Source organism: Brevibacterium senegalense (genome assembly GCF_000285835.1).
Classification (GTDB): Bacteria; Actinomycetota; Actinomycetes; order Actinomycetales; family Brevibacteriaceae; genus Brevibacterium; species Brevibacterium senegalense.
Map to the genome: position 1 here is coordinate 135,775 of NZ_HE978604.1, position 26,328 is coordinate 162,102.

24 protein-coding genes are annotated in these 26,328 nt (G+C 72.2%); 13 read left to right on the top strand and 11 right to left on the bottom strand.

Going from position 1 to position 26,328, the window contains the following annotated elements:
• A partial coding sequence (locus HGBR_RS20225; protein WP_040364945.1) for a hypothetical protein occupies window positions 1-253 on the bottom strand: 253 nt, incomplete at its 3' end.
• Window positions 254-398: 145 nt separating this feature from the next.
• On the opposite strand from HGBR_RS20225, the gene HGBR_RS09960 reads away from it, so the two are divergent.
• On the top strand, window positions 399-998 hold the full coding sequence (locus HGBR_RS09960; RefSeq protein ID WP_019159196.1) for a hypothetical protein: 600 nt from the start codon (window positions 399-401) through the stop codon (window positions 996-998).
• Between the two features lie 14 nt (window positions 999-1,012).
• On the opposite strand, the gene HGBR_RS09965 is transcribed toward HGBR_RS09960, so the two are convergent.
• On the bottom strand, window positions 1,013-1,231 hold the full coding sequence (locus HGBR_RS09965) for a helix-turn-helix domain-containing protein (protein ID WP_019159197.1): 219 nt from the start codon (window positions 1,229-1,231) through the stop codon (window positions 1,013-1,015).
• Between the two features lie 122 nt (window positions 1,232-1,353).
• Here HGBR_RS09965 and HGBR_RS17445 point away from each other — a divergent pair, with 122 nt between their 5' ends.
• From HGBR_RS17445 to HGBR_RS17455, 3 genes are read left to right on the top strand one after another with little or no spacing between them, the layout of a single operon-like run.
• On the top strand, window positions 1,354-2,046 hold the full coding sequence (locus HGBR_RS17445; RefSeq protein WP_147522423.1) for a hypothetical protein: 693 nt from the start codon (window positions 1,354-1,356) through the stop codon (window positions 2,044-2,046).
• Complete coding sequence (locus HGBR_RS18905) at window positions 2,043-3,293, top strand: CpaE/TadZ family protein (protein ID WP_019159199.1); 1,251 nt, start codon at window positions 2,043-2,045, stop codon at window positions 3,291-3,293. The genes HGBR_RS17445 and HGBR_RS18905 overlap by 4 nt, the downstream gene beginning before the upstream one ends.
• Window positions 3,290-3,760 (top strand): DUF6912 family protein, encoded by a 471-nt coding sequence (locus HGBR_RS17455; protein WP_019159200.1) that lies wholly within the window; start codon window positions 3,290-3,292, stop codon window positions 3,758-3,760. The genes HGBR_RS18905 and HGBR_RS17455 overlap by 4 nt, the downstream gene beginning before the upstream one ends.
• Here the strand turns inward: HGBR_RS17455 and HGBR_RS09985 are convergent.
• On the bottom strand, window positions 3,692-4,153 hold the full coding sequence (locus HGBR_RS09985) for a DUF2505 family protein (RefSeq protein WP_019159201.1): 462 nt from the start codon (window positions 4,151-4,153) through the stop codon (window positions 3,692-3,694). The genes HGBR_RS17455 and HGBR_RS09985 overlap by 69 nt on opposite strands.
• A gap of 168 nt (window positions 4,154-4,321) precedes the next feature.
• Here HGBR_RS09985 and HGBR_RS09990 point away from each other — a divergent pair, with 168 nt between their 5' ends.
• Window positions 4,322-9,232: an NAD-glutamate dehydrogenase gene (locus HGBR_RS09990; protein WP_019159202.1), complete on the top strand. Its 4,911-nt coding sequence runs from the start codon at window positions 4,322-4,324 to the stop codon at window positions 9,230-9,232.
• Window positions 9,229-10,752, top strand: coding sequence for a sensor histidine kinase (locus HGBR_RS09995; protein WP_019159203.1), 1,524 nt, complete (start codon window positions 9,229-9,231; stop codon window positions 10,750-10,752). Before HGBR_RS09990 ends, HGBR_RS09995 begins: the two co-directional genes overlap by 4 nt.
• A 46-nt stretch (window positions 10,753-10,798) precedes the next feature.
• Here the strand turns inward: HGBR_RS09995 and HGBR_RS10000 are convergent, their stop codons facing one another.
• On the bottom strand, window positions 10,799-11,047 hold the full coding sequence (locus tag HGBR_RS10000) for a WhiB family transcriptional regulator (protein WP_019159204.1): 249 nt from the start codon (window positions 11,045-11,047) through the stop codon (window positions 10,799-10,801).
• 299 nt (window positions 11,048-11,346) lie between these two features.
• Here HGBR_RS10000 and HGBR_RS10005 point away from each other — a divergent pair, with 299 nt between their 5' ends.
• Window positions 11,347-11,904, top strand: a complete 558-nt coding sequence (locus tag HGBR_RS10005; RefSeq protein WP_051013395.1) for a gamma carbonic anhydrase family protein — start codon at window positions 11,347-11,349, stop codon at window positions 11,902-11,904.
• An 85-nt stretch (window positions 11,905-11,989) separates the two neighbouring features.
• On the top strand, window positions 11,990-13,411 hold the full coding sequence (locus tag HGBR_RS10010; RefSeq protein WP_019159206.1) for an NAD(P)H-quinone dehydrogenase: 1,422 nt from the start codon (window positions 11,990-11,992) through the stop codon (window positions 13,409-13,411).
• A gap of 16 nt (window positions 13,412-13,427) precedes the next feature.
• Here HGBR_RS10010 and HGBR_RS10015 read toward each other — a convergent pair whose 3' ends face one another.
• The 3 genes from HGBR_RS10015 to HGBR_RS17460 all read right to left on the bottom strand — a co-directional run bounded on the left by HGBR_RS10015 (window position 13,428) and on the right by HGBR_RS17460 (window position 16,991).
• Window positions 13,428-15,224: an acetyl/propionyl/methylcrotonyl-CoA carboxylase subunit alpha gene (locus HGBR_RS10015; RefSeq protein ID WP_019159207.1), complete on the bottom strand. Its 1,797-nt coding sequence runs from the start codon at window positions 15,222-15,224 to the stop codon at window positions 13,428-13,430.
• Window positions 15,225-15,384: 160 nt separating this feature from the next.
• Window positions 15,385-16,122, bottom strand: a complete 738-nt coding sequence (locus HGBR_RS10020) for a Maf family protein (protein ID WP_019159208.1) — start codon at window positions 16,120-16,122, stop codon at window positions 15,385-15,387.
• On the bottom strand, window positions 16,119-16,991 hold the full coding sequence (locus tag HGBR_RS17460; protein ID WP_019159209.1) for an SGNH/GDSL hydrolase family protein: 873 nt from the start codon (window positions 16,989-16,991) through the stop codon (window positions 16,119-16,121). The genes HGBR_RS10020 and HGBR_RS17460 overlap by 4 nt, the downstream gene beginning before the upstream one ends.
• Before the next feature lie 105 nt (window positions 16,992-17,096).
• Here HGBR_RS17460 and HGBR_RS18910 point away from each other — a divergent pair, with 105 nt between their 5' ends.
• Window positions 17,097-18,671, top strand: a complete 1,575-nt coding sequence (locus HGBR_RS18910) for an AI-2E family transporter (protein WP_019159210.1) — start codon at window positions 17,097-17,099, stop codon at window positions 18,669-18,671.
• Window positions 18,672-18,810: 139 nt separating this feature from the next.
• Here HGBR_RS18910 and greA read toward each other — a convergent pair whose 3' ends face one another.
• Both greA and HGBR_RS10040 read right to left on the bottom strand, forming a co-directional pair.
• The gene (greA, locus tag HGBR_RS10035) at window positions 18,811-19,305 is read right to left on the bottom strand and encodes a transcription elongation factor GreA (RefSeq protein WP_019159211.1); all 495 of its coding nucleotides are present in this window, start codon (window positions 19,303-19,305) and stop codon (window positions 18,811-18,813) included.
• A 200-nt stretch (window positions 19,306-19,505) separates the two neighbouring features.
• Window positions 19,506-19,955: a DUF4307 domain-containing protein gene (locus HGBR_RS10040; RefSeq protein WP_019159212.1), complete on the bottom strand. Its 450-nt coding sequence runs from the start codon at window positions 19,953-19,955 to the stop codon at window positions 19,506-19,508.
• 165 nt (window positions 19,956-20,120) lie between these two features.
• On the opposite strand from HGBR_RS10040, the gene mca reads away from it, so the two are divergent.
• A complete protein-coding gene (gene mca / locus HGBR_RS10045) occupies window positions 20,121-21,140 on the top strand; it encodes a mycothiol conjugate amidase Mca (RefSeq protein ID WP_019159213.1) in 1,020 nt (339 codons plus the stop codon).
• A complete protein-coding gene (locus HGBR_RS18915; protein ID WP_019159214.1) occupies window positions 21,137-21,490 on the top strand; it encodes a hypothetical protein in 354 nt (117 codons plus the stop codon). Before mca ends, HGBR_RS18915 begins: the two co-directional genes overlap by 4 nt.
• 63 nt (window positions 21,491-21,553) lie before the next feature.
• Here HGBR_RS18915 and trhA read toward each other — a convergent pair whose 3' ends face one another.
• Window positions 21,554-22,327, bottom strand: coding sequence for a PAQR family membrane homeostasis protein TrhA (trhA, locus tag HGBR_RS10055; protein WP_019159215.1), 774 nt, complete (start codon window positions 22,325-22,327; stop codon window positions 21,554-21,556).
• 143 nt (window positions 22,328-22,470) lie between these two features.
• On the opposite strand from trhA, the gene uppS reads away from it, so the two are divergent.
• Together uppS and phoH2 are read left to right on the top strand one after the other, a co-directional pair.
• Window positions 22,471-23,247, top strand: a complete 777-nt coding sequence (gene uppS, locus HGBR_RS10060) for a polyprenyl diphosphate synthase (RefSeq protein WP_019159216.1) — start codon at window positions 22,471-22,473, stop codon at window positions 23,245-23,247.
• Between the two features lie 273 nt (window positions 23,248-23,520).
• Window positions 23,521-24,819: an RNA 5'-3' helicase PhoH2 gene (gene phoH2, locus HGBR_RS10065; protein WP_019159217.1), complete on the top strand. Its 1,299-nt coding sequence runs from the start codon at window positions 23,521-23,523 to the stop codon at window positions 24,817-24,819.
• 101 nt (window positions 24,820-24,920) lie between these two features.
• Here the strand turns inward: phoH2 and HGBR_RS10070 are convergent, their stop codons facing one another.
• Window positions 24,921-26,324 (bottom strand): class II fumarate hydratase, encoded by a 1,404-nt coding sequence (locus HGBR_RS10070; protein ID WP_019159218.1) that lies wholly within the window; start codon window positions 26,322-26,324, stop codon window positions 24,921-24,923.
• Between the last annotated feature and the right edge of the window lie 4 nt (window positions 26,325-26,328).

Consider the following 26,328-nt stretch of genomic DNA (forward strand, 5'->3'; position numbering starts at 1 on the left):
CCCGCAGTGCGGCGGACCGCAGCGGCGCTGCGCCGAGGCCGGCCGCGCGCAGGACCCGCCAGGCGAGGGCGAGGGCGACGGCCGCCGTCGTCCGTGCACCGGTCAGGACGGCGAGCCAGCCGGCGATCAGCAGCAGTGCGGCACCGGGGTCCCCGACGCGGACATCGTCCAGCAGGCCGGGGGAGACGCGGACCAGGAGGGCCGTGCCCACCAGATGAACGGCCGCGAGCAGGGTGAGCCTGTGCATTCCCATGATCACTCCATCGTCGGATTCGTAGGATGGAGTCAAACGATAGCAAATGATAGGGAAAGTGCCAGTGTGGCTGTGGAGGAATCGATCTGCATTCAACCGTCCCCATTCGATGTTCCAACTGTGAGCTTCATGACATACTACGTGCATGGAATGGTCAGGTGAGGCGGAGCAGCTGCGTGCGGACCGCAGGTTCGCGCTGCTGTTCGAGGACCTCGAGGCGCAGGAGGCGGGCCGTGCGCTGCACGAGCGCCTGGGGGAGTACTCCGATCTCGTCGCCGGTGAGGCCGCCGATCACGGTCTGGCCGATCGGCTCGCGGCGGCGCGGGGCGAGCGCATCGCGGTGACCGTGGCGGGCGTCCGGTTCGAGGGGCGGGTATCCCGGGCTGCGGCCGGGTGGCTGCTGCTGGCGACGGGAGCCGGCGGTGACGTGCTCGTATCGCTTCCGCACGTGGAGGAGGCGGTGGTCCGCACGCGCCGGCACGCGGAGACCGCGGAGGGGCTGTCGCTGGCGTCGCCCCTGCGCCTCTGGTGCGACGAGCGGGCGGAGTGCGCGATCGCGGTGGCCGCGACGGGTGGCGGGGTCCGGATGATCGTGGGGCGGATCCGCGCAGTGGCGCGGGACTACATCGAGGTGGAGGCCGCCGGGACGAGTGCCGCCCGGAGCGCGCAGGGCGGTCCGGGCGGTGGGGTGCTCATCCCGCAGTCCCGGATCGCACACGTGCGACCGACGGGCGGGATGCGATGAGGCGCGCGGCGCGGTCAGTCGGCCGTGCCGGCGTCCACCTCCGCACGGACCTCGGCGTACATGCGCTGGATGTAGTCCTCCAGCTCCGACTTCTCCACGCGCCACTGGCCGCGCCCGCCCACCTTGATCGCGCGCAGGTCCCCGGAACGAACGAGAGCGCGCGCCTGCGCGACGGACACGTTGAGGACCTCCGCGACATCGGTCAGCGGCAGGAACCGGGATTCAACAGCCATGAGGAGTCCTCTCCATTCGTCAGGGTCTCGAATGTCACAGCACCGAATGACATCGATGGCAGTCAAATTCTATCAGGAGACGCCTTTGTGCGTCCGGGCATGTGGAGATCGGGAGCACGCAGATGAATGACCGCGACACCACGACCGCCGTCCCCCGCGCGCGGCGCCTCACCCGCCCCCGCTGGCGCGATCCCCGTCTGCTCATCGGCGCCGTGCTGGTGCTCGCGTCGCTCGTCGCGACGACCACCCTGGTGCGTGCGGTGTCTGAGACGACTCGGGTGTGGGCGGCTGCGGTCGCGCTGGTGCCCGGCAGCGAGGTCACGACGGAGGAGCTGGTCGCCGTCGAGGTGAAGCTGCCGGCCTCCGCTCCCGCGTACATCCCCGCGGAGTCCGCAGTGCAGGCCGGGACGACCGTGCGCGGGGTGGTGGGCGCGGGCGAGCTGGTGCCGCTGTCCGCGCTGGTGGCGCAGGCGGACCTGCCCGGCCGGGTCGTGTCCGTCGACGTGTCCACCGCGCTGCCGGCGGCTGTGGCCCGCGGCAGCGGCGTCGACATCTGGGCGACGGACGCCCGGTCCGCGGAGGCGGGTCCGCCCACCGCGATCCTCACGGAGGTCGACGTCCTGTCCGTGGACCGCGGCAACCGCGACTTCACCGCGCCCGGCGCGGCGCGCATCGAGGTGTACGTCCCCGACGGGCGGATCGCCGAGGTCGTGCGGGCACAGGCGCTGGGCCATCACATCTCCGTCGTCGAGGTCCCGCGGGCCGGGCCGCCGCAGCCGGAGGAGACCGCGCAGCAGGCGGAGGGCGACTCGTGATCGACGTGATCGTCGCCGTCGACGTGGAGTACGAGGGGGCGGTCGTCGCGTCGGTCTCCGCACTGCGCGATGCGCGGGTGGTGCGACGGCCGGCGGACGAGACGGAGCTGCTGGCGCTCGTGGCCGGCGGCAGCGGTCACGTCGTCGTGCTGTCCCGGTGGTTCCCCGGCATCGACGCGGACGTCGTCGCGCGCATGCGGGAGGCGGGCGCGCGCATCGTGGGTTTCGGGGACGATGACGCCGTCTTCGCGCGCTGGGGCATCGTCCACACGCTGTCGCCGGGGTCCGGCGCCGCGCGGACCGGCACCGTGCTGCGCGACTGCGCGGACGCGGTCCAGGCGCCGCCCCGGCCGGCGGACCCGCCCCGCGCGGCGGCCGATCCGCAGCGTGCGGGCGAGATCATCGCCGTCTGGGGGACCGGCTCCTCGCCGGGTCGTTCGACGGTCGCCCTCGTGCTCGCCCATCTGGCCGCACGGGCCGGCGGCCGCACGACGCTCGTCGATGCGGACACGGTCGCCTCCTCGCTCACCCCCGCACTGGGTCTGCTGGACGAGGCGCCGCAGCTGGCGGCACTGTGCCGCCTGGTCGTGGCCGGGGCCGCACACGACCCGGAGCAGGTGGCGGACCGCCTCGTGCGGATTGAACCGGACTTCGAGGTCGTGACCGGTCTGGCCCGCGCGGAGCGGTGGCCGGAGATCCGCGCGGGCGTCCTGACGGAGGTGCTGGACCGTCTGGCCGCCCGGGCGGACCGCGTCGTTGTCGACGTGTCCGACCGGATCGATCCGGACGATCCGTACGCGGATCCGCACTACGACCGGCACCAGGCCACCCGGGCCGTCCTGGACCGCGCGGACCGGGTGCTCCTCGTCGCGGCCGCGGATCCGGTGGGCCTCCAGCGCCTGGTCCGTCGCCTGGAGTCCGACCGGGCGCAGCGTCACCGGGATCGGCTCCTCGTCGTCGTCAACCGCGTCCGCGTGTCCGCCGTGGGACCGGATCCGGAGGCCCGGATCCGTTCCGTGCTCCAGCGCTTCGCGGGTGTCGACGACGTGATCCTCCTGCCGGACGACCCCGCCGCCGTGGACGCCGCGGTGCTGGCGGGCCGCTCGCCGGTCGAGGTGGCCCGCCGCTCGCCGTTCGTCCGGGCCGTCGAGGACGGCCTCCTCGCCCGGTTGCCGGGAGTCGCCCCGCGCCGTCCCCGCACGCGCCGGGCGGAGCGGCGCGGGGCGGGTGCGACAATGAGGTCATGATCCGCGCGTACGCACCCCTCGTCGGCCTGGCGCTGGCCCGTTCCTGGCCCCCGGTCGACCCCGTCGCCGTCTTCGCCCCCGGTGCGCATGAGCGCTCCCTCACCGGCGACGACCTGGAGCTCGCGGAGTACCGCGCGATGACCGCCGCGGCCGCGAGCCTCATCGACGAGGCGCTGGACGCCGGCTCGCCGCGCGCCGTCGTCGCCGTCGACGTGCCGGAGGCCGTGTTCGCCGGCGCCGCCCCCGTGGTGCCCGGCGTCGTCCTCGCCGCCGCCGTGCTCGACCCGCTGCGGGTCGCGAGCATCCACATCGACGACCCGGAGGGGTTCGCGCAGCTGCCGGGCGAACGCGGCGCGGCCGCAGCGGCGCTCATGGGATCCGACCTGCTGTGGTTCTCCTCAGACGAGGTCGACCAGCTGATCGAGCTTCTCGCGCAGCTGGGCTCGGACGACGGGCTCGACGGCTGATTCGACCATGGGCCCCAGGAGGGGCACGGAGGAGGACACCTCCGCCTCCGCCGTCACGAGAGCGCCGTGACCGTCCGCCGCCGCGGACAGGTCCACCGTCACCGCGACCGGTGCTCCCGGCACCGTGACGGTGAGGCGGGCCCGCTGCGGCGACCCGGCCGGGGCCTCGGCGGCGGGGGCGACCCGCATGCGCAGGGCGGCGGACTCCGGCACGTACCGGGCCAGCGACGGCGGCACGGAGTCCGCGGCGAGCGGGGTGTCGACGGTGAGCGATCCGTCGTCCCCGCGCGTCACCTCTCTTCCCTGTCCCCGCCACATGTCCGGGTCGGTCAGCCCCGCGCGCAGGCGGGTGGGCGGCAGAGCGGAGCGGCCCGTGAGCGTGAAGGTCCTCATGGGGCACCAGTCTGCCGCATCCGGGCCCGCCCGCAGTCGCGTGCAGGACGGCCGGACGCGTGCGTCAGGACACACCCGGATCGCCGCGCACAGGGCATAGAGTGGTGTCCGTGCTCACCGTCGAGCACACCGCATGCGGTCCGCGACAGCACACGAGGTGAGAGTGACGTGACCCAGGTCGATCAGACTGACATCCAGACTGACATCGCCCGCGCGTGGAGCGAGCAGCAGGGGGAGAACCCCCCTGCGCACCTCCTCGAGGAGTACTACCCCAGGCTGGCGGGCGCAGAGGTCCGCCGCACCGGCGCGCAGGCGCTCGCGGCCAACGCCGCCGCGCACCTGGGACTGGCCCGTGACTACGACGGCGGGCCCGCCCGGGTCGCGATCCGCAATCCGGAGCACAGCGCGATCGACTACACCGGCAACCGCACCCTCATCGACGTCGTCGTGACGGACGTGCGCTACGCCGTCGCGAGCGTCGTCGCGGAGCTGGGGCGACAGGGCCTGGCGATCCGCGACGTCCACCACCCGATCATGGCCGTGCGGCGCGGCTCCGAGCTCTCGATCGTCCCGGATGCGGAGCTCACGCACGCGGCGACGGAGACGGCGGCGCTGCCGATCATCGGCCCCGGCGAGACCGTCCCGGGCGGCGGGGCTGGGGACACCCGGTCCGAGTCCTGGATCCACATCGAGGTCGACCGCGTCCCGGACGAGGACTTCGCGGGCATCCGAGAGGGACTCACGGACGTGCTGGAGTACGCGGTCGCGGCGGACCGCGACAGCCTGCGCATGCGGGCGCGGGCCCGGGAGATCGCGGAGGAGTTGCGCGCGCACGCGCCCCGTCCGGAGCTGACGGCGGAGGCCGCCGAGGCCGCCGAGCTGCTCACGTGGATGGACCACGGCTTCGTGTTCCTGGGCTTCCGCGAGTACGCGTTCATCGTCGACGACGAGGGCAAGCGTCTCGACCCGATCGAGGGCAGCGCCCTGGGCATCTCCTCGCTGCGCGCGGCCCGGACCTCGCGCCTGTCGCGCAAGGTCGCGGCGAAGGCGGAGGAGCCGCACGTCCTGGTGCTGACGGAGGCGAACTCCCGGTCGAAGGTCATGCGCCGCGGCTACATGGACTACGTGGGCGTCAAGACGTACGACGCGGACGGCCGCATCGTGGGCGAGCGCCGCTTCGTGGGGCTGTGGACCCCGCGGATCGACTCGACGTCCGCCCTGGACATCCCGGTCATCAGGACGAAGGTGCGCAACGTCCTGCGCCGGTCCGGGCTGGGCCGCGACACCCACGCGGGCGACGAGCTGCTGGGGGCGCTCGAGTCCTACCCGCGCGAGGACCTCTTCCACGCCTCGACGGACGAGATCTTCGAGACCGTCATGCAGGTCGTCGACCTGCAGGAGCGCCACGAGCCGCGCGTCTTCATCCGGCGCGACCCGTACGAGCGCTACATGTCGATCCTCATCTACCTGCCGCGTGACCTGTACAACACGGCCGCCCGCGAACGGGTGCAGTCCGTGCTGCGCGAGGTGTACCACGCGCACACGGTCGACTTCGACGTGCTGCTGGGCGACTCCGCCCTGGCCCGCCTCCACTTCACGGCGCGCGTGCCCGCGGATCAGGATCTGCCCGTCACGGACCCCGGCGCGGTCGAGGCCCGCATCGCGGGCGCGCTGCGGTCGTGGAACGAGGATCTGTGGGAGATCCTGGCCCCGGCGGCGGAGAAGAACCCCGCCTCGTCGGCCGAGCGCGCCCGCCGCTGGGCGTCCGCCTTCCCGCCGTCCTACACGTCCCTGCACACGCCGGCCCGCGCGGTCGAGGACGTCGCCCGGCTGGAGGCCGCCGCGGCCTCTGACCGGCCGGTCGTCGCGGTGCACCGCCGCGCGGAGGACGCCGCGCTGCTGGCGTTCTACCGCCACGAGCCCGTCACCCTCACCCAGGTGCTGCCGTACCTCGCGAATCTGGGCGCCGAGGTCGTGGACGAGCGGCCGTTCGAGCTGCGGCCCGCGGGCGGCGAGACGTCGTGGATCTACGAGTTCGGCCTGTCGTTCGACGAGCCGCTCTCCGACGAGGACCTCGACACGATCCGGGACGGCTTCACCGCCGCGTGGGCGGGGCTGCGCGAGTCCGACGACCTGGACCGCCTGCTGCTGCAGGAGCTCAGCTGGCAGCGGGTGAGCGTCATCCAGGCGTTCGCGAAGTACCTGCGCCAGGCGGGCTTCACGTACTCGGACGCGTCGATCGCCAGCGCGTACACCTCGCACCCGGACCTCACGCGGCGGATCAGCGAGGCCTTCGAGATCCGGTTCGACCCGGACCGCACGTTCGACAGCGTGCAGACCCGGGCGGAGGCCGCCGAGGCTGTGCTGGCCGACGTCGAGGCCGGCCTGGCCGCGGTGTCCTCGCTGGAGGCCGACCGCGTGCTGCGGGCGACGATCGACACGCTGCGGGCGACGCAGCGCACGAACGCGTTCCTGAGGACCGACGGGCAGCCGCCGCAGGCGCTCGTCTTCAAGATCCGGGCGGAAGAGCTGGACTTCCTGCCCAAGCCCCGCCCGGCGCTGGAATCCTGGGTGCACTCGCCCGTCGTCGAAGGCGTCCACCTGCGCTTCGGCACCGTGGCCCGCGGCGGCCTGCGCTGGTCGGACCGCCGCGACGACTTCCGCACGGAGGTGCTGGGCCTTGTCAAGGCGCAGATGGTGAAGAACGCGCTCATCGTCCCCACCGGCGCGAAGGGCGGCTTCTTCCCCAAGCGCCTGCCGGATCCGGCGGTGGACCGGGATGCGTGGGGTGCGGCCGGGCAGGCCGCCTACGAGGTCTTCATCGGTTCGCTGCTGGACATCGCGGACAACCTCGAGTACTCCGGTGACACGACGGAGGTCGTGACCCCGGAGCGGGTGGTCGCCCACGACGGCGACGACTACTACCTCGTCGTCGCGGCGGACAAGGGCACGGCGCGCTTCTCCGATGTGGCGAACTCGCTGGCCTCCCAGCGCGGCTTCTGGCTGGACGACGCGTTCGCGTCCGGCGGGTCGACCGGCTACGACCACAAGGCCATGGGCATCACCTCCCGCGGCGCCTGGAAGTCCGTCGAGCGGCACCTGCGCGAGCTGGGCGTCGACGCGTCCGCGGACGACTTCACGGTCGTGGGGATCGGCGACATGTCCGGCGACGTGTTCGGCAACGGCATGCGTCGGTCCCGTCACATCCGCCTGGTCGCGGCGTTCGACCACCGGGACATCTTCCTGGACCCCACGCCGGACGCGGCGACGGGCTTCGACGAGCGCGAGCGGCTCTACCACCTGCCGCGCAGCTCGTGGCAGGACTACGACCCGTCCCTCATCTCCGCGGGCGGCGGTGTCTTCCCGCGGTCGGCGAAGGCGATCGAGCTGAGCCCGGAGGCGGCGCAGGCGCTGGGGGCCGCGCCCGGGCGGATGACCCCGGACCAGCTCATCTCGACGATCCTGCAGGCGCCGGTCGACCTCGTCTACAACGGCGGCATCGGCACGTACATCAAGTCGTCCGACGAATCCCACGCGGAGGTGGGCGACCGCGCGAACGACGCGATCCGGGTGGACGGCGGTCAGGTGCGCGCCCGCGTCGTGGGCGAGGGCGGCAACCTGGGCGCCACGCAGCTGGGTCGGATCGAGGCCGCGCTGGCGGGCGTGCGCCTCAACACGGACGCGGTCGACAACTCCGCGGGCGTCGACTCCTCCGACCACGAGGTCAACATCAAGCTGCTGCTCGCCGCACTCATCCGGCGCGGACGGTTCGCGGCCGATGAGCGCGGCCAGGTGCTCGAGTCCATGACGGACGAGGTCGCGGACCGGGTGCTGTCGAACAACTACACGCAGAACCTGGCGATGGGCGAGGCGCGCTACGAGTCCGTCGCGATGACGGAGACGTACGCGCGGCTGATGCGCTACCTCGAGCGGGAGGCGGATCTGGATCGGGCGGTCGAGAACCTGCCGGACACGCAGCCGCTGCGCAAGCGCGCCCAGTCCGGCACGGGACTCACGTCGCCGGAGCTGGCGGTGCTGCTGGCCTACGTCAAGATGGACGCGGCCGCGAAGATGCTGGCCTCGCCGGTGCCGGACGAGGACTGGATGGCCGGTCCGCTGCGGGACTACTTCCCGCCCAGCCTGCTGCCGTACCAGGAGCACTTCGCGGACCACCCGCTGCGGCGAGAGATCGCGACGGCGAAGATCGTCAACTCGGTCGTGGACCGCGGCGGCATCACGTTCCTCTACCGCCTCCAGGAGGAGACGGGTGCGGAGCTGCCGCACCTGGTGCGCATCTTCACGGTCGTGTGCGAGGTGTTCGGGCTGGACGGGTTCGTCACGGACGTGTGCGCGCTGGACGGGACGGTGTCCGCGGACGTGCAGGCGACCCTGCTGAACGAGCACATCCGCCTGCTGGACCGCGCCTCGCGCTGGTTCGTGCACCAGTCGCCGGAGTCCCTCGACGTCCTCGCGACGATCGAGACGTTCCGCGAGCCGGTCACGCGTCTGCGGGCGCACCTCGCGGACCTGCTGCAGGGCGATGACCGCGCCGAGTACGAGCAGGCACGCAGGTCCTACGCGGGCCAGGGGGTGCCCGAGGTGATCGCCGCACGAGCCGCCGGCCTGCTGGACGAGTTCGCGCTGCTGGACGTCGTGCAGGAGAGTCAGCGGGTGGGGGCCTCGCCCGAGGACGTCGCCGGTGTCTACTACGCGGTCACCGACGCGGTGAGCGGCTCCGCGCTGCTCGACATGATCCGGGACCTGGACCGCAGCAGCCGGTGGTCGGCGCTGGCGCGCGGCGCGCTGCGCGACGATTACTACCAGGCGATCGTCACGCTGACGGACGCGGTCATGCGGCACACGGACACCGCGCCGGGTGCGGGCTCCCCGACCGGGGCCAGCGGCCGGTCCCGGGTCCAGGACTGGATGGACGCGAACGGAAGCGTGCTGGAGAAGGTGCTCACGATGGTCGCGGAGCTGCGCGAGCTGCCCCGGGTCGACCAGGCACCCGTGTCCGTCGTGCTGCGGCAGTTGCGCGGCGTCGTCCGCACCGCGGACTGGGCGAGTGAGGCCGAGTGAGCATTCTCGCAGAGCTCACGAAGGCGAACAGCCGACTGGACGGGGACGACGTCGACTGGCTGCGCCTGCTGGTGGGCGACTGGCAGCTGATCGCGGACCTGTCGTTCGCGGACCTGGTCCTGTGGGTCCCGCGCCGGGCCCCGGAGACCGTCGACGCCGAGGCTGGAGCCGGGGACGCGGAGGATCCGGACTTCGTCGTCGTGGCCCAGTGCCGGCCCATGACGGGGCAGACGATGTTCGCCTCCGACATGGTGGGGGAGCGTCCCGGCCCGCGTCACCGGGCGCTGCTGGGGCGCGCGTTCCGCACACGGACGACCGTCATCGCGGAGGACGACGGGTCGCGGTTCGCCCGCGCGGACGTCGTCCCGGTGGTCCGGGACGGACGGGTGCTGGGCGTGCTCACACGCCACACGGAGGAGTCGCGCCGCCTGGGCGCGTCCCGGATGGAGCGGAACCACCGGAGCAGCGCGTCCGCGCTGCTCGACATGGTGGGCGAGGGGACGTTCCCTACGGCGGACGGGCTGTCCGGCGGTCGCCGCGGCGAGCCGCGCGTGGGCGACGGCCTCATCCTCCTCAACCGGGAGGGGCGCATCCGCTACGCATCGCCCAACGGCGTGTCCGTCCTCTACCGGCTGGGCTCCGAGGGCGACATCGAGGGCCGCTACCTGGCGGATCTCGTGACCGGCCTCGTCGATCAGCGGGGGACGGTCGACGAGTCGCTGCCGCTCGTGCTGACCGGCCGGGCCCCGTGGCGCACGGAGATCGAATCCGGGCGGGTGAGCATCGCTCTGCGGTCGATCCCGCTCATGCGGGACGGCAATCGCACGGGCGCGGTCATCCTGGGCCGCGATGTGTCCGAGATCCGTCGGCGGGAGCGCGAGCTGCTGAGCCGGGACGCGCTCATCCGCGAGATGCACCACCGGGTGAAGAACAATCTGCAGACGGTGTCCGCACTGTTGCGCCTGCAGTCGCGGCGGGCGTCGTCCACGGAGGCGAAGTCCGCGATCGAGGAGGCGATGCGGCGCGTGTCCGTCATCGCCGTCGTCCACGACGCGCTCAGCCAGTCGCTGGACGACGCGCTGGACTTCGATGACATCCTCGACAAGGGGCTGCGCCTGGCGCCGGACCTGTCCTCGCCCTTGGCGCGGGTGACGACCCGGCGAGTGGGCAGCTTCGGGACGATCGCGACGGAGGACGCCTCCGCGCTGCTGCTGGCCATCACGGAGCTCGTGACGAACGCGGTGGAGCACGGCTTCCCGTTCGATCCGGACGACCCGGACGCGGTGCCGGTCGACGGCACGATCGAGGTGGTTCCGGAGCGCACGGAGGACCGCCTGCACCTGCGCGTCGTCGACGACGGGGTGGGGATCTCCGGCGACCGCGGTCCCGGCGACGGCCTGGGCACACAGATCGTGCGCACGCTCATCACCGCGGACCTGCGCGGGACGATCGACTGGCGCCCCGCCGACGGCGGCGGCACGGAGGTGGTGCTGGACGTGCCGCTGCGCCCGGCCGACTGAGGCGCGGGCGCAGCGATGCGGGTCGAGGACCCGCGGGGGAGTGGTGTCAGCTGGCGCGGCGGGCGCGAGCGGCGCGGCGCTTGAGCGCGCGGCGCTCGTCCTCGCTCATCCCGCCCCAGACGCCGGCGTCCTGGCCGGACTCGAGGGCCCACTGCAGGCAGGTCTCGACGACCTCGCAGCGGCGGCAGACCCGCTTGGCCTCCTCGATCTGGAGCAGGGCAGGACCGGTGTTCCCGATGGGGAAGAACAGCTCAGGATCCTCGTTCAGACACGCAGCACGATGGCGCCAGTCCATGGGTTCCTCTCAGGTGGACGGAGGTCCGACGGCGCGGAACCGCGGCAGAGGGCGACCCGGAGATGCAGACCGATCGTCTGCAGGAGCGGCGCTCCGCCGCTGGCGCGCCGGCGGACGCGGAAACGGTGATAACCCAGCTTCCCACGAGGTCGCGCACGCCCACAAGACCCCAGCTGTGTGAAGTCTCTGACAGGCACCATCATGGTGCAGGTGTGTACAGGTGCGCAAATCGTGTGGTAAGCCGTCCACCAGTCGGTCACCCCGTTGCCGGGGCCCCGCCGCCCTGGTTCGATAGGGGGATGAGCGAGCAGAGAAGACCAGGAGACCTGGCGGACGTCCGCCTCATCGAGGTGGACGGGGTGTCGCCCACGATCCACGAGACGGCGTTCATCGCCCCCGGCGTCACTCTCATCGGCGACGTGACGGTGGGCGCGCGGTCCTCCGTGTTCTACGGGTCCGTGCTGCGGGCGGAGCGGGCGAAGATCGTGATCGGCGAGGACACGAACATCCAGGACAATACCGTCATGCACTGCGATCCGGGCTTGGACGCCCGTGTGGGCGACCGGGTCTCCGTGGGGCACGCGGCGCTCATCCATGGATGCACCGTCGAGGACGACTGCCTCATCGGCATGTCGACGACGCTGCTGAACGGCTCCGTCGTGGGCTCGTACACGCTCGTCGCGGCCGGTGCCCTCGTGCTCGAGGGGGCGCAGATCCCGTCCGGGTCCCTCGTGGCGGGTGTACCGGGGAAGGTGCGCCGCGAGCTCGACGAGGACGGGCGCGCGCACATCGACCGCAACTGGCGCTCGTACCGCGAACTGGCGCAGACGCACACGCAGAGGTCGACGATCCTCTGAGGTCGGGGCGCACCGCGCCGCCCCGCCAGCCCGCCCGGCACCCGGCCGAATGGGCCGGCGCGGCGTGCTCTGACAGAATGTGGGCGTGAAGAACGTACTGGATCGCTCGCAGAACCGTGTCGTCATCATCGGCGGCGGACCCGGCGGATACGAGGCCGCGCTCATCGGCGCGCAGCTGGGCGCCGACATCATGCTCATCGAGAAGCACCGCTGCGGCGGCTCCGCTGTGCTCACCGACGTCGTCCCCTCGAAGTCCCTCATCGCGACGGCGGAGGTGATGGGGTCCATCAACGAAGCCGAGGGCTTCGGCCTGCGCGTGCGCGGCGGTGACGCCGAGTCCGCGGTCGCTCCGGACCTGGGTGCGATGAATGAGCGGATCATGGGGCTGGCGGAGGCGCAGGCGGACGACATCCGCGACGGCCTCACGCGTGCGGGCGTCAAGCTGGTGCGCGGCACCGCGAGTCTGGCCGGTCGGGGTTCCGTCCACGTCGTCGAGGACAGCGGGACGGAGTACGACCTCGCCGCGGACACGATCCTCGTCGCGGTGGGCGCGCACCCGCGCGAGCTGCCCACCGCGGTCCCGGACGGCGAGCGGATCCTCACGTGGACGCAGCTCTACGAGCTCGACGAGCTCCCTCCCCACCTGGTGGTCGTGGGCTCCGGCGTCACAGGTGCGGAGTTCGCGTCCGCGTACCGGTCCCTGGGCAGCAAGGTGACCCTCGTGTCGTCGCGCGATCGGGTGCTGCCCGGCGAGGACGAGGACGCGGCCGAGGTGCTCGAGTCCGTCTTCCGCTCGCGCGGCATGAACGTCCTGTCGCGATCCCGTGCGGATTCCGTCGTCCGCGACCCGGACGGCGAGGGGGTCGTCGTGACCCTGGCCGACGGCCGCATCGTCCGCGCCACCCACTGCCTCATGGCCGTGGGCTCCGTCCCCAACACGGACGGGATCGGACTCGAGGACGTGGGCGTCGCGCTCGAGGATTCGGGCCACATCGTCGTCGACGGCGTCTCCCGGACCTCGGTTCCCGGCGTGTACGCGGCCGGCGACTGCACGGCTGTGCTGCCGCTCGCCTCGGTCGCGGCGATGCAGGGGCGGATCGCGATGTTCCACGCGCTGGGCGACGCTGTCTTCCCGCTGCGTCTGCGCAATGTCGCGTCGAACGTCTTCACATCGCCGGAGATCGCGACGGTGGGCTTCACGCAGTCGGACTTCCGGGAGAACGCATCGGAGGTCGAGACGGTCACCCAGCCGCTGCACACGAACGCCCGCGCGAAGATGCTGGGCATCACGGAGGGCTTCGTCAAGATCTTCTGCCGCCGCGGCTCCGGTTCCGTGCTGGGCGGTGTCGTCGTGGGACCGCGCGCCAGCGAGCTGATCCTGCCGATCACGATGGCGGTCGAGAACCGGCTGACCGTCGACCAGCTGTCCCAGTCCTTCGTCGTCTACCCCTCGCTCACGGGGTCGATCACCGAGGCCGCGCGCAAGCTGCACCGGCACCAGGCCTGAGAGGCCGTCGCGCGGGTCAGGCCTCGAACTCGACGAGGACGTCGCCGGAGCGCACGCCCGCTCCCGGTCCCACGGCGACGGCGCGGACGACCGCATCGTGCGCGGCGGTGAGCGGCTGCTCCATCTTCATCGCCTCGATGACGGCCAGCCGGTCGCCGGCGGCCACCCGGTCGCCCGGCGCCACGTCGACCGCGACGATCGTCCCCTGCATGGGGGCGGTGAGGGTGCCGGTCGCAGCGGCGGCCCGTGCGGAACGGCGTGTCACGCGACGGCTGCGCTGCGGGCGGGCGGCGGGCGCGGCCAGCTCCGCGGGAACGGTGACGACGAGGCGGTGGCCGTCGACCTCGACGACGACCTCGACCTGCTCCGCGGGCTCGCCCGCGTCCTCGGAGGGGGCGGGTGCGCGGTCCGCGGCCCAGGCGGGCATGAAGTCCTCCTCGAGCCAGCGGGTCGTGGTCCGCAGCTGCTCCCCGGAGAAGTCCGGGGCGTCGACGAGGCTGCGGTGCAGGGGAAGCAGCGTCGAGACGCCCTCGACGGCGTACTCGTCCAGCGCGCGACGGCTGCGGGCCAGCGCGGTGGCGCGGTCCGGGCCCCAGACGATCAGCTTCGCCAGCATGGGATCGAAGTCAGCTCCCACGGTCGTGCCGGCGCCCACACCGGAGTCCATGCGGACGCCGGGGCCCGCGGGCTCGCGGTAGCCGGTGATGGTGCCGGTGACCGGCACGAAGCCGTGCGCGGGGTCCTCGGCGTTGATCCGGAACTGGAAGGCGTGGCCGCGCGGGGCGTCGAACGACTCCGGCAGCGCCTCGCCCGCCGCGATCCGCAGCTGCCAGGCGACGAGGTCGACCCCCGTGATCTCCTCCGTGACCGTGTGCTCGACCTGGATGCGGGCGTTGGCCTCCATGAAGGTGATCCGACCGTCCGCCCCCAGGAGGAACTCGCACGTCGCGGCCCCCACGTAGCCCACGTGGGCGAGGATCCGCTGCGAGGCCTCCATGAGCGTCTGCTCCTGCTGGGGCTCCAGGCCCGGGGCCGGGGCCTCCTCGAGGATCTTCTGGTTGCGGCGCTGCAGGGTGCAGTCGCGTGTCGAGAGCACACGGACCGTGCCGTGCTCGTCCGCCAGGCACTGGGTCTCGATGTGGCGGGGGCGGACGATCTGCTGCTCGATGAGGCACTCGCCGCGGCCGAAGGCGGCCTTCGCTTCGCGGGACGCGGCCTCGAAGGCGGCCGGCAGGGCGTTCTCGTCCGCCGCGGTGCGGAAGCCGCGGCCGCCTCCGCCGTGGACGGCCTTGATAGCGACGGGGTAGCCGATCCGGCCCGCGACCTCGGCGGCCTCGCGGATCGTCGCGACCGGTCCGGGCGAGCCCTGCGCGATCGGGGCGCCCACGGCCTGGGCGACCTCGCGGGCGCCGGCCTTGTCGCCCAGCGCACGGATCGCGGCCGGCGGGGCGCCCACCCAGGTGAGCCCGGCCTCGGCGACGGCGGCGGCGAACTCCGCACTCTCCGCCAGGTAGCCGTAGCCCGGGTGGACGGCGTCCGCACCGGAGCGGTGCGCCAGTTCGATGAGCGTGGGGATGCTCAGGTAGGTCTCTGCGGCCGTGCGGCCCTCCAGCTTGTACGCGTCGTCCGCCAGGGTGACGAAGCGGGCGTCCGCGTCCGCGGCCGAGTAGGCGGCGACGGATGCGATGCCCAGGTCCTTGCAGGCGCGGACGATGCGCAGGGCGATCTCGCCCCGGTTCGCGATGAGGACCCGGCGCACGGGGCGCAGGGTCTCCGTCCGGGTCTCCTGCGATGCTGCGGGCGCTGCGGTCATCGGGTCTCCTCGTCCAGCGGATGTGTGCGGGCGCACACGGGGGTCACTGCCTCGACGAATATAGGGAAGTCCAATGCCGCGTTGTCGATGGGAGACAAAACGCGGGAGGGCGATTCTCGCCGCCACGAGTGCCGGTCCGGGCGTGTCGCGCCCGTGCGGTTCAGGCGGGCGGGCGATTCCACAGGGACGTCCACGGCACGCCCAGATCCGCCAGCAGATCGCGCAGCAGCGGCAGGCTCAGGCCGATGACGTTGTGGTGATCGCCCTCGATGCCGCGCACGAACGCACCGCCCAGGCCGTCGATCGTGAGGGCCCCGGCGACCTCGAACGGCTCACCGGTCGCGATGTAGTCCTCGAGCTCGCGCTCCGTGGGCGAGGCGAGGTGCACGCGCGTCTGCCCGGCCGCCTCCCGACTGTCCCGCAGACGCCAGCCCGCCGCCGCCCGGTCGGGTCCGTCCGCCTCGGCGGGGCGGGCGGAGTCGCCGGGACCGGTGGCATCGCCGCAATCGGCCGTGTCGCGGGTGAGGACGCCCACCCAGTGGGCACTCCAGAGGACGGGGGAGGAGCCCGCCATCCGCTGCCACAGGGCCCGGGTGCGCTCCGCCGTGTGGGGCTTGCCCACCGGCGACCCCTCGAGCTCCAGGACGGAATCGCACGCGACGACCACGACCTCGGCGGCGGTGTCCTCGTCCGCGAGGAGTGCCGGCACACGGGGCAGCACGGCGTGCGCCTTCGCGCGGGCCAGCAGCGTGACGAGCTCGCGGACGGTGGCCTGCGGGTGCGCGGCCTCGAGGGCCTCCTCGTCGACGGCTGGGACGGCGGTGAGCGGCGTGATCCCCGCCTCGCGCAGCAGGCGCAGGCGGGACGGGGAGCCGGAGGCGAGCAGCAGGCGGGTCATGCGTCCTCCGGAGTGGGTGTGCTGCGGCGGGGCAGGTCCAGCCGGTCCGCGATCGCGCGCAGGACCGCGGCGGCCAGCTGCCTGCGGCCCAGTGGACTGGGGCGCAGGCCGGACTCGTCGACGAGTCCGATGTGGGACGTGCCGGACAGGATGCGGGTGAGCGACAGGGGCAGTGCGCCGGCGGACAGGGCCGCCAGCCACTGCGAACCGGCGAGCACCCGCGACGAGCGGCGCATGACCGTCCGGAGCGGGTTCCGGATCCCGGGCAGGCTGCTGAGGTTGGGGCAGCAGAGGAGGACCGTCGCGAAGCCCGCACGCTGCAGGCGGGACAGGGCAGAGGACAGGACGCCCAGCGTGATCGAGCCGGTGACGGGGAAGAGGATGTCCGCCGTGCCCATCGAGAGGACGGCGATGCGGGGGCCACCGCGCTCCGCCAGGTGGGGGTCCGCCAGGGCGCGGTCGATCTGGGTGCTGAGGGACTCGGCGCGGGCGGACGGCTCCGCGAGTGCGGTGAGGTGGACCGGCATGCCCAGGAGGGAGGCGAGGCCGCGGCTCAGCAGTCGGGCGGGGTCCGCGGGGGCGGAGCCGGCCAACCACGAGTCGCCCAGAACGACGAGGGAGGCGGCGGTGCCCGTGGGGGCGTCCGCGCCGTCTTCGGGGGGCATGGTGCCGGTGGTCGCGGTGTCGGCGGCGGGGGCCTGCGGAGCGGGAGCTCCCGGTGGGTGGGCCACCGTGCGCAGGCCCGGCGGGTCGAACCCCCGGGCGGCCTCCGTGAACCCGCGACGCAGACGGGAGGACTGGAGGCGAAGCAGCAGCGAACCGGTCGCCAGGAGGACCGCGGGTGCGGCGATCGTGGTGGTGAGGGTCACCGCGGTCCTGCGTCGCACAGTGTTCCCTCCCGCTTCCGTTCGCGTGCTCCCGGGCGGAGCGGATCGCACCGTCAGCCTAGCGTCCCGAGCGTATAGTCTGGCGTCATGGCGAATGAACGGCGAGCGGACTTCACCCAGCGCATCCGCGGGGCCTGGCAGGGCTTCCGGAATCTGCGCGACGATGCCGCTCAGCAGCCCGGCGGCTCCTACCTGGGCGCGCCGCCCACCGGCCCGATGACCTTCGCGGAGCCTACGGAGGACGAGCTGGGGCGCGGCGCCTACGAGCCGTACGTGTCCCCGCCGTTCCGACTGGCGGCCGCGTGGAGCTGGCGCACGATCGTGATCCTGGCCGCGGTGGGAGTCCTCCTGTGGCTCCTGTCGCAGGTGTCCCAGGTGCTGCTGCCGGCGCTCATCGCGCTGCTGCTGGCGGCGCTGCTGAGCCCCATCCACTCGTTCCTGGTGCGCAAGGGATGGCCGCGCGCCCTGTCCGCGGCCACCGTATTCATCGGCTTCCTCCTCCTGGTTCTGGGCACGATCGCGCTGGTGGGCCAGCAGATCGTCGCGGGCTTCGGCGCCCTGTGGACGCAGGTGCTGGCGGGCGTCTCGACGATCACGATGTGGCTGAACTCGAACCCCTTCGGCCTGGACTCCGGCATCACCGCGCAGTACCTGGACCAGGGTTTGGACCAGGGGCTCACCTACCTCGAGGAGAACGCGAGCAATCTGGTGGGCGGTGCCGCCGGTGCCGTGTCGTCCGTGGGCTCCTTCGCGACCGGCACCCTGCTGGCGCTCGTCGCCGCGTTCTTCTTCCTGTACGACGGCCGCAACATGTTCAACTGGGCGGTCCGACTCATGCCGCGCCCGGCCCGCGCGCGGACGGAGGGTGCGGCGCTGCGCGGCTGGCAGACGCTCGTCCAGTACGTCCGGGTCCAGATCATCGTGGCCGCCGTCGACGCGATCGGCATCGGCATCGGCGCGCTGGCGATCGGCATCCCGCTGGCCATCCCGCTGACGCTGCTCGTCTTCATGGGGTCGTTCATCCCGATCGTCGGTGCGGTCGTGACGGGCGCGATCGCCGTCATCGTCGCCCTCGTGTCGCAGGGCTTCATCCCGGCGCTCATCATGCTGGGCGTCGTCCTGCTGGTGCAGCAGATCGAGGGCAACGTCCTCCAGCCGTTCATCATGGGCAAGGCCGTGAGCGTCCACCCGCTGGCGGTCATCCTGACCGTCGCCGCCGGTGGCTTCCTCTTCGGCATCGTGGGCGCGCTCTTCGCGGTGCCGCTCATCGCGGTCGTCAACACGGTCGTGCGCTACCTGGCCGGGGACGACGTGTTCGCCGGTGAGGACACCGGGGTCGCGACCGATGTGCCGGACAGGCAGGTGGCTGACGACGGGGAGGGCCGAGACGCCGCGGACGGCTCGGCGCGGGAGACGGTCGGTGCCGCAGCGCCGCAGTCCGGCTCCGATGCGCACGGAGCCGCCGCTGCGGGAGCGGCCGCGGCCGGCGCGCGCGATCCCGGCCGTTCGACGTTCCGCAGCGCGGAGGCGGACGGTGCTGACGGAGACGCGGTGGGCGGAGCGGCAGCGGATGGGGGTGCGGAGGAGCCCTCCGCCTCGTCGACCCGGGGGGCGGACGCGCCGGAGGGCGGCACCCCGGCCTCGGACGACGACGGGCGCTGAGACGGCGGGTCCCGCCCCGGCCTGAGCCTGCGTCGACATGCGAGCCTGAGCCGAGGCCGGGCGCCGGATCAGAGACGACGAGGGGCCTCCGCGATCATTCGCGGAGGCCCCTCGTCGTCTCAGGTGCTGTGGGAGCGGGTCAGCCGAAGGCCTCGACCTTGTCGACGGTCACGGCGATCGACTTGCCGTTGGGCGCCTCGTACGAGGTGGACTCGCCCACCTTGGTGCCGTTGACGGCCGCACCCAGCGGGGAGGCCTCGGAGAAGACGTCGATCTCCGTGTCCTCGCCGGCGATCTCGCGCGAGCCCAGGAGGAAGCGCATCTCGCGACCCGCGACGGTCGCGGTGATGACGGTGCCCGGCGAGGCCGTGCTGAGGTCGCCGCTGGTCCCGCCCACGGTGGCGTGGCGCAGCAGGTGCTCGAGCTGGCGGATGCGGGCCTCGATCTTGGCCTGCTCCTCGCGCGCGGCGTGGTAGCCGCCGTTCTCCTTGAGGTCGCCCTCTTCGCGCGCGGCATCGATCTTCTCTGCGATATCCGCACGACCAGGGCCCTGCAGGGTTTCCAGCTCCTTGGAGAGACGGTCGAAGGCTTCCTGGCTCAGCCAGGTCTCCTCGCCGGTGATCTCTTCCGTCATGGATCCTCCTCGTGTGCGTCAGGCCCGCAGGATCTGCGGGCCCGGTGAGACGGGCCTGCAGCCCGTGCGTGACAGTGAATGATCCCGGGGGCGGACGCCTCCCGGGATCGATCCGTAAGTGACCTATGCTACTGCGGAACCCGTGGGATCGGCAAGCAGTGGGGGTGCGAGGCCGCGGTGGACCTGCGCGGCGGGGTCTCTCAGAAGCGCGGGTCGTCCGCGTACCAGCAGGACTCGTGGTGGCCGCTCGACGCCAGCTGCGTCGTGCTGATGTCCGCGGAGACCGTGATCGGGCTGGCGCCGTCCGCCTGCGGATCCGCGGGGACGGTCACCTCCGTGTAGCCCACGACGGCCTCGTGCTCGCTGACAGCGCGGACGGAGCACGTGATCTCGCGCTGAGCGTCTGGATAGACGCCGATCGTCGTGCGGGTGAGGGTCGAGTCGACGACGTCGTAGCTGATCGTGACCGTGCCGTCAGGTGTGGGGCTGGGGGCGAAGCCGTACCAGGCGGCGACCCCGATCGCCGCCGCGAGTCCTGCGCCGATGCCGATGACGGCGGGGCGGGAGAGGCGCCTGCGGTGCGTCCGCTCGTGCTGGATCCGCGGCGCGCGCCCCCCGTAGCGGGACTGGAGATCGGCTGCTGTCGTCACGCACCCATTGTCTCAGACCGGGCAGCGCGAACCTGCATGAGGGCACGCTGCGTGCGCGAACGCACGTGTGCGGATTGGGTGCCGGGGGAGTGCGGCGACTACCCTGGGAGTCGGTCTTCTCGCGCGTTCGACCGCGCGGCACTGCATCTTTGGAGGTCTTCGTCCATGCGGGATCGTTCCCACTCCTCGCAGCCCTACGCCGGGCTCCGTCTCCTGGCCGTGCACGCGCACCCGGACGACGAGGCCTCGAAGGGCGCGGCGACCAGCGCGATGTACGCGGCGCGGGGCGCCCGCGTGCTGGTCCTCACGATGACCGGCGGCGAGGCCGGCGACATCCTCAACCCCGCCCTCGAGGAGTCACCCGCCGCGACCCGCGACATCGCGGGTCTGCGCCGGACGGAGATGGCGCTGGCCGCGGAGACCCTGGGAGTGGAGCACGTATGGGCCGGCTACGTCGACTCCGGACTGCCGGACGGCGACCCGGACGAGCTGACCCCGCGCGGCAGCTTCTACCGCGTCCCGATCGAGGTCTCCGCCCGCACGGTGGTGTCCGTGCTGCGCCGCTTCCGCCCGCACGTGATGACGACGTACGACGAGCGCGGCGGCTACCCCCACCCGGACCACATCCGGACGCACGACGTGTCGATGGTCGCGGTGGAGCAGGCGGGCCAGGCGGGCACCAATCCGGAGCTGGGCGAGCCGTGGACCGTGCAGAAGACCTACTACAACCAGGACCTCTCCGCCCACAAGTTCCTGCGCATCCACGAGCTCATGGTCGCGGAGGGCGACGAGTCGCCGTTCGAGGAGCAGCTCGAGTGGCTCACGGAGCGCGATGCGGAGCGGCACACGTGGCTGACGGCCCGCGTGCCCAGCGGTGAGTACTTCGAGGTGCGGGATCGCGCCCTCATCGCGCACGCGACGCAGATCGACCCCAACGGCGGCTTCTTCTTCGGCAGCCGTGCCCAGGCGCGCCGCCTCTGGCGGACGGAGGAGTTCGAGCTGGCGATCGATCGCACGGGCCGGCCGCCGCTGGACCGCGAGCAGAACTTCCTCGAATCAGACCTGTTCGCGGGCGTGACGGACGATGACGGCGACGTCGTCCCGGACGACCTCATGCCGGAGGATACGCAGCCGGCGCAGACCGGGTCCACGCAGGAGACGCAGGATCTCGAGGAGGCACGATGACCTCGGTGCAGCTGATGACGGTGCAGCTGGTCGCCGCGACCGCGGAGCCCACGGAGACGGGCTACCCGGATGCGGAGGCCGTGACACCGGGGACGATCGGCTTCCTCTTCACGTTCTTCCTGGCCGCAGCGGTGGTCCTGCTGGGACGCAGCCTGCTGCGCCGCCAGCGCCGCCTGCGCGCGCGAGCGGGCGTGGTGCGCCACCATCCGATCCCGGTCGAGCGGGCGCCGCGCACCGGGCCGCAGAACCAGAGCATGTCGACCGGCGTGGATCTGGAGACCGGCGAATCGATCCGACCGGACGCGCCGCAGGCGCGGAGCGACGGGGAGTCCGGCCCCCGGGAGCCCTGAGACTCCGCGGGTCTGTGCCGCGGTGCGGCTGGCCGGAGCACCCGTGCTGAGGCTCCGCGCGCGTCAGTAGGCGTGCGAGGCCGCGACCAGCAGTGCAGCCAGGTGGCAGCCGTACCCCAGCACCGTGAAGGTGTGGAAGATCTCGTGGAATCCGAAGATCGCGGGAGCGGGGTTGGGCCGCTTGATGCCGTAGACGACCGCCCCGATGATGTAGAGCGCGCCGCCGGTGACGACGAGGATTCCCACCGGCAGGCTCTCGATCCAGATCCCGGGGACGTAGCCCACCCCGGCCAGGCCGATCCCCACGTAGACCGGCACGAAGAGCCAGCGGGGTGCAGTCGTCCACACGATCCGGAAGACGACGCCCAGGACCGCCGCAGTCCACATGACGACCAGCAGGACGGTCCGCGGCGTCCCCTCCAGGCACAGCACCGCCAGCGGCGTGTACGTCCCCGCGATGATGAGGAAGATGTTCGCGTGGTCGATCCGGCGCAGCAGCAGGCGGATGCGCATGCGCCAGCGCCCGGCGTGGTAGACGGCGGAGGTGCCGAAGAGCAGCATCCCCGTGAGTGTGAAGAGCGCCGCCGCGATCCGCGAAGCGATCGTGGGCGACACGATCACGAGCGCCAGACCGCCCACGATGCTGAGTGGGAAGGCTCCCGCGTGGATCCACCCGCGCCACCGAGGGCGGATCTGACCCGCCAGCTTCGTGAGCTCCCGGCGCAGTGCCACATTGCGGCGCGAGGCGCGGGTGGGGCGCGCGGCGGACGCGGGCGCGACCTGTGCGGGATCGGAGGGGGCGGGCGCGTCGGCGCCGGGCTGGTCCAGTACGTCCATGTTCGGAGCATAGACGCACCGACTGGGAGGACGGGGAGACGTCCGCGGCAGGGCCGTCCGCACCGCCGTGCCCTGCGCCCCGTGGCCGTGCGTCCGAGTAGAGTGAACGCCTGGGACCGCGCACATCCGGAGGAGACTCACCCATGCCGACCTCGCCTCGTTCGTGGCTGTACCGGCTCTACGACCGGCGCATCGCGGCGGAGCTGGAGCCGTCCGGTCGACTGCCCCGCCACATCGGCGTCATCACGGACGGGAACCGGCGCTGGGCGAAGGAGTTCGGCACCACGACCGAGGACGGCCACCGCATGGGTGCGCAGCGCATCGTCGAGCTCATCGACTGGTGCGATGAACTGGGCATCGAGGTCGTGACCCTCTACGTCCTCTCGAAGGAGAACCTCCAGCGGTCCGCGGAGGAGGTCCGCATCCTGGGGACGATCATCGGCGACATGGTCGACGACATCGCGCGGCGCGACGGCAGCGAGGTGCGCCTGGTGGGTGATCTCACGCTGCTGCCGGACGAGCTGCGCGCACGACTGGCGACCGCGGCGGAGGCCTCGACCGCCGGCGATCGCGCACGCATCCGCGTCAACATCGCCGCCGGGTACGGCGGCCGGCAGGAGATCGTCGCCGCGGTTCGCGAACTGCTGCAGGACAGCCTCGAGGAGGGGCGCAGCCTGGAGCAGGCGATCGAGTCCGTGACGGAGGAGGGGATCTCCGAGCACCTCTACACGAAGGGGCTGCCGGACCCGGATCTCATCATCCGCTCGTCCGGCGAGCAGCGGCTGTCCGGCTTCCTCATCTGGCAGAGCGCGTACACGGAGTTCTACTTCTGCGAGGCCTACTGGCCCGCGTTCCGCCGCACGGACTTCCTGCGCGCGCTGCGCGCATACGCGGAGCGCAACCGGCGCTACGGGAAGTAGCGGCCCGCCCCGGCCGGGCACCGGCGACGGTCACCGGACCGGGGCCACCCGTGCGGGCGGCGGCAGACGTCCGTCCTCGGGACCTGCGATCACGGCGGTTCGGCCGTCATTCATCGAAACGTCATCCGACCCGGGGGTTCAGTGACCGATCCACGCGGTCGGGCGGGTTAGCGTGGGAGCGTCGGCAGGAAGCCGACTCCGGGGGCAGTGCCCGTCGGGGAAGGACAGGGCACCACGGCCTCGGACACCCGAAGCCCGAAGGGGAGCTCGCCCGTGAGCGCAACCATCACCTACGTCCTCGACACCTCGGTCCTCCTGTCCGACCCGCGCGCGATGATGCGCTTCGCCGAGCACGAGGTGGTCATCCCGCTCGTGGTCGTCTCCGAACTGGAGGGCAAGAGGCACCACCCGGAGTTGGGGTACACCGCACGCCGCGCCTTGGCGCGCCTCGACGAGATGCGGGAGACGCACGGCCGGCTGGACCGCGCGTTCCCCGTGGGGGATCAGGGCGGGACGCTGCGCGTCGAGATCAACCACATCGACACGACGCACCTGCCGCGCACCTTCGACCGGTCGGAGAACGACACCCGCATCCTGGCCGTCGCCCGGAACCTGCAGGCGGAGGGGTCGCACGTCGTCGTCGTGACGAAGGACGTGCCCATGCGGGTGAAGGCCGCCTCACTGGGCCTCCACGCGGAGGAGTACCGGAACGAGCAGGCCGCGGACGCGAGCTTCACCGGGATGTCGACGCTCGAGCTGACCGAGGAGGAGATGTCCGGCCTTTTCGACGCGGGCTGGCTGGACACGAACGCGGTCGCCGCCGAGGTCGTCAACACCGGGCTGGTCCTGTCCAGCCCGCGCGGCTCGGGTCTGGCCCGGGTGGTGGGGGAGAACCGGATCCGGCTGGTCCGGGGCGACCAGCAGGTGTTCGGCGTGCACGGCCGGTCCGCGGAGCAGCGCATCGCGATCGACGCGCTCACAGACGAGTCCGTGGGCATCGTGAGCCTGGGCGGGCGAGCCGGGACGGGGAAGTCCGCGATCGCCCTCATGGCGGGCCTGCAGGCGGTGCTGGAGGACCGCAGCCACCAGTCGATCAAGGTGTTCCGGCCGCTCTACGCGGTGGGCGGCCAGAACCTGGGCTACCTGCCCGGCAGCGAGGGGGAGAAGATGAACCCCTGGGCCGAAGCCGTGTTCGACACGCTGGGCGCACTGGTGAGCCAGAACGTCATCGACGAGGTGCTGCACCGGGGCATCCTCGAGGTCCTGCCGCTCACCCACATCCGCGGACGGTCGCTGCACGACTCGTTCGTCATCGTCGACGAGGCGCAGTCCCTCGAGCGGACGGTGCTGCTCACGGTCCTCTCCCGGCTGGGGGAGAACTCGCGGGTCGTGCTCACGCACGACGTCGCGCAGCGCGACAACCTGCGGGTGGGTCGCCACGACGGGATCACGGCGGTCATCGACAAGCTGGCCGGGCACCCGCTCTTCGCCCACTACACGCTCATGCGCTCCGAGCGCTCCGCGATCGCCGCCCTCGTGACGGAGGTGCTGGAGGAGGCGGACCTGGCCTGAGCCGGGTGCCCGGCCGGCTCCGCACGACGGCGGCCCCGGAACACGCCGGGGCCGCCGTCGTCGTGCGGTGGCGCTTCAGCGGGTGCGGTGCACCCGATGGGTCAGCGGTAGTCGCCGATCATGGTCGTGACGTCGAGCGCCTTGTCGAGGTCGGCCTCGGTGATCGAGCCGTTCTCCACGAAGCCCAGGTCGATCGTCGCCTCCTTGACCGTCATCTTGTTCGCGACCGCGTGCTTCGCGATCTTCGCGGCTGCCTCGTAGCCGATCACGCGGTTGAGCGGGGTGACGATCGAGGGGGAGGCCTCGGCCAGGAAGCGGGCGCGCTCCTCGTTGGCGGTGAGGCCGTCGATCATCTTCTCCGCCATGACGCGGGAGACGTTCGCCAGCAGGCGGACCGACTCCAGCAGGTTGGCGGCCATGACCGGGATGCCCACGTTGAGCTCGAACGCACCGTTCGTGGACGACAGGGACACGGTCGTGTCGTTGCCGATGACCTGCGCGGACGCCTGGATCGCGGCCTCGCAGATGACCGGGTTGACCTTGCCCGGCATGATCGACGAACCCGGCTGCAGGTCCGGGATGGCGATCTCGCCTAGCCCGGTGTTGGGGCCGGAACCCATCCAGCGCAGGTCGTTGTTGATCTTCATGAAGCCGTACGCGATCGTGCGCAGCTGGCCGGAGACCTCGACGAGTCCGTCGCGGTTGGCCTGGGCCTCGAAGTGGTTGCGCGCCTCCGTGATGGGCAGGCCCGTCTGCTGCGCCAGCAGCTCGACGACGCGGGCGGAGAACCCGGCCGGCGTGTTGATGCCCGTGCCCACGGCGGTGCCGCCCTGAGGGACCTCCGCCACGCGGGGCAGGGAGGCGTCGACGCGCTCGATGCCGTAGCGCACCTGCGCGGCGTAGCCGCCGAACTCCTGGCCCAGGGTCACCGGGGTCGCGTCCATGAGGTGGGTGCGACCGGACTTCACGATGTCGCGGAACTCCTCCGCCTTCTTCTCCAGCGAGGTCGCGAGGATGTCGAGGGCGGGCTTGAGGTCGTTCACGAGCGCGTTCGTGACGGCGACGTGCACGGAGGTGGGGAACACGTCGTTGGACGACTGCGAGGCGTTCACGTGGTCGTTGGGGTGGACGGTCACGTCCGTGCCCGCGAGCTCCTGGTTGGCCAGCTGCGCCAGGACCTCGTTCGTGTTCATGTTCGAGGAGGTGCCGGAACCGGTCTGGAACACGTCGATGGGGAAGTGCGCGTCGTATTCACCGGCGATGACCTTGTCCGCGGCGGTCCGGATCGCGGCGGCGCGCTGGGAGTCCAGCACGTCCAGCTCCTCGTTCGCGGTCGCGGCGGCCTTCTTCACCTGGGCCAGTGCGGCGATGTGCTCGCGCTCGAGTGTCTTGCCGGAGATGGGGAAGTTCTCCACGGCGCGCTGCGTCTGCGCGCTGTAGAGAGCGTCGACGGGGACCTTGACCTCGCCCATGGTGTCGTGCTCGATGCGGAATTCCTGCGTCATGCTG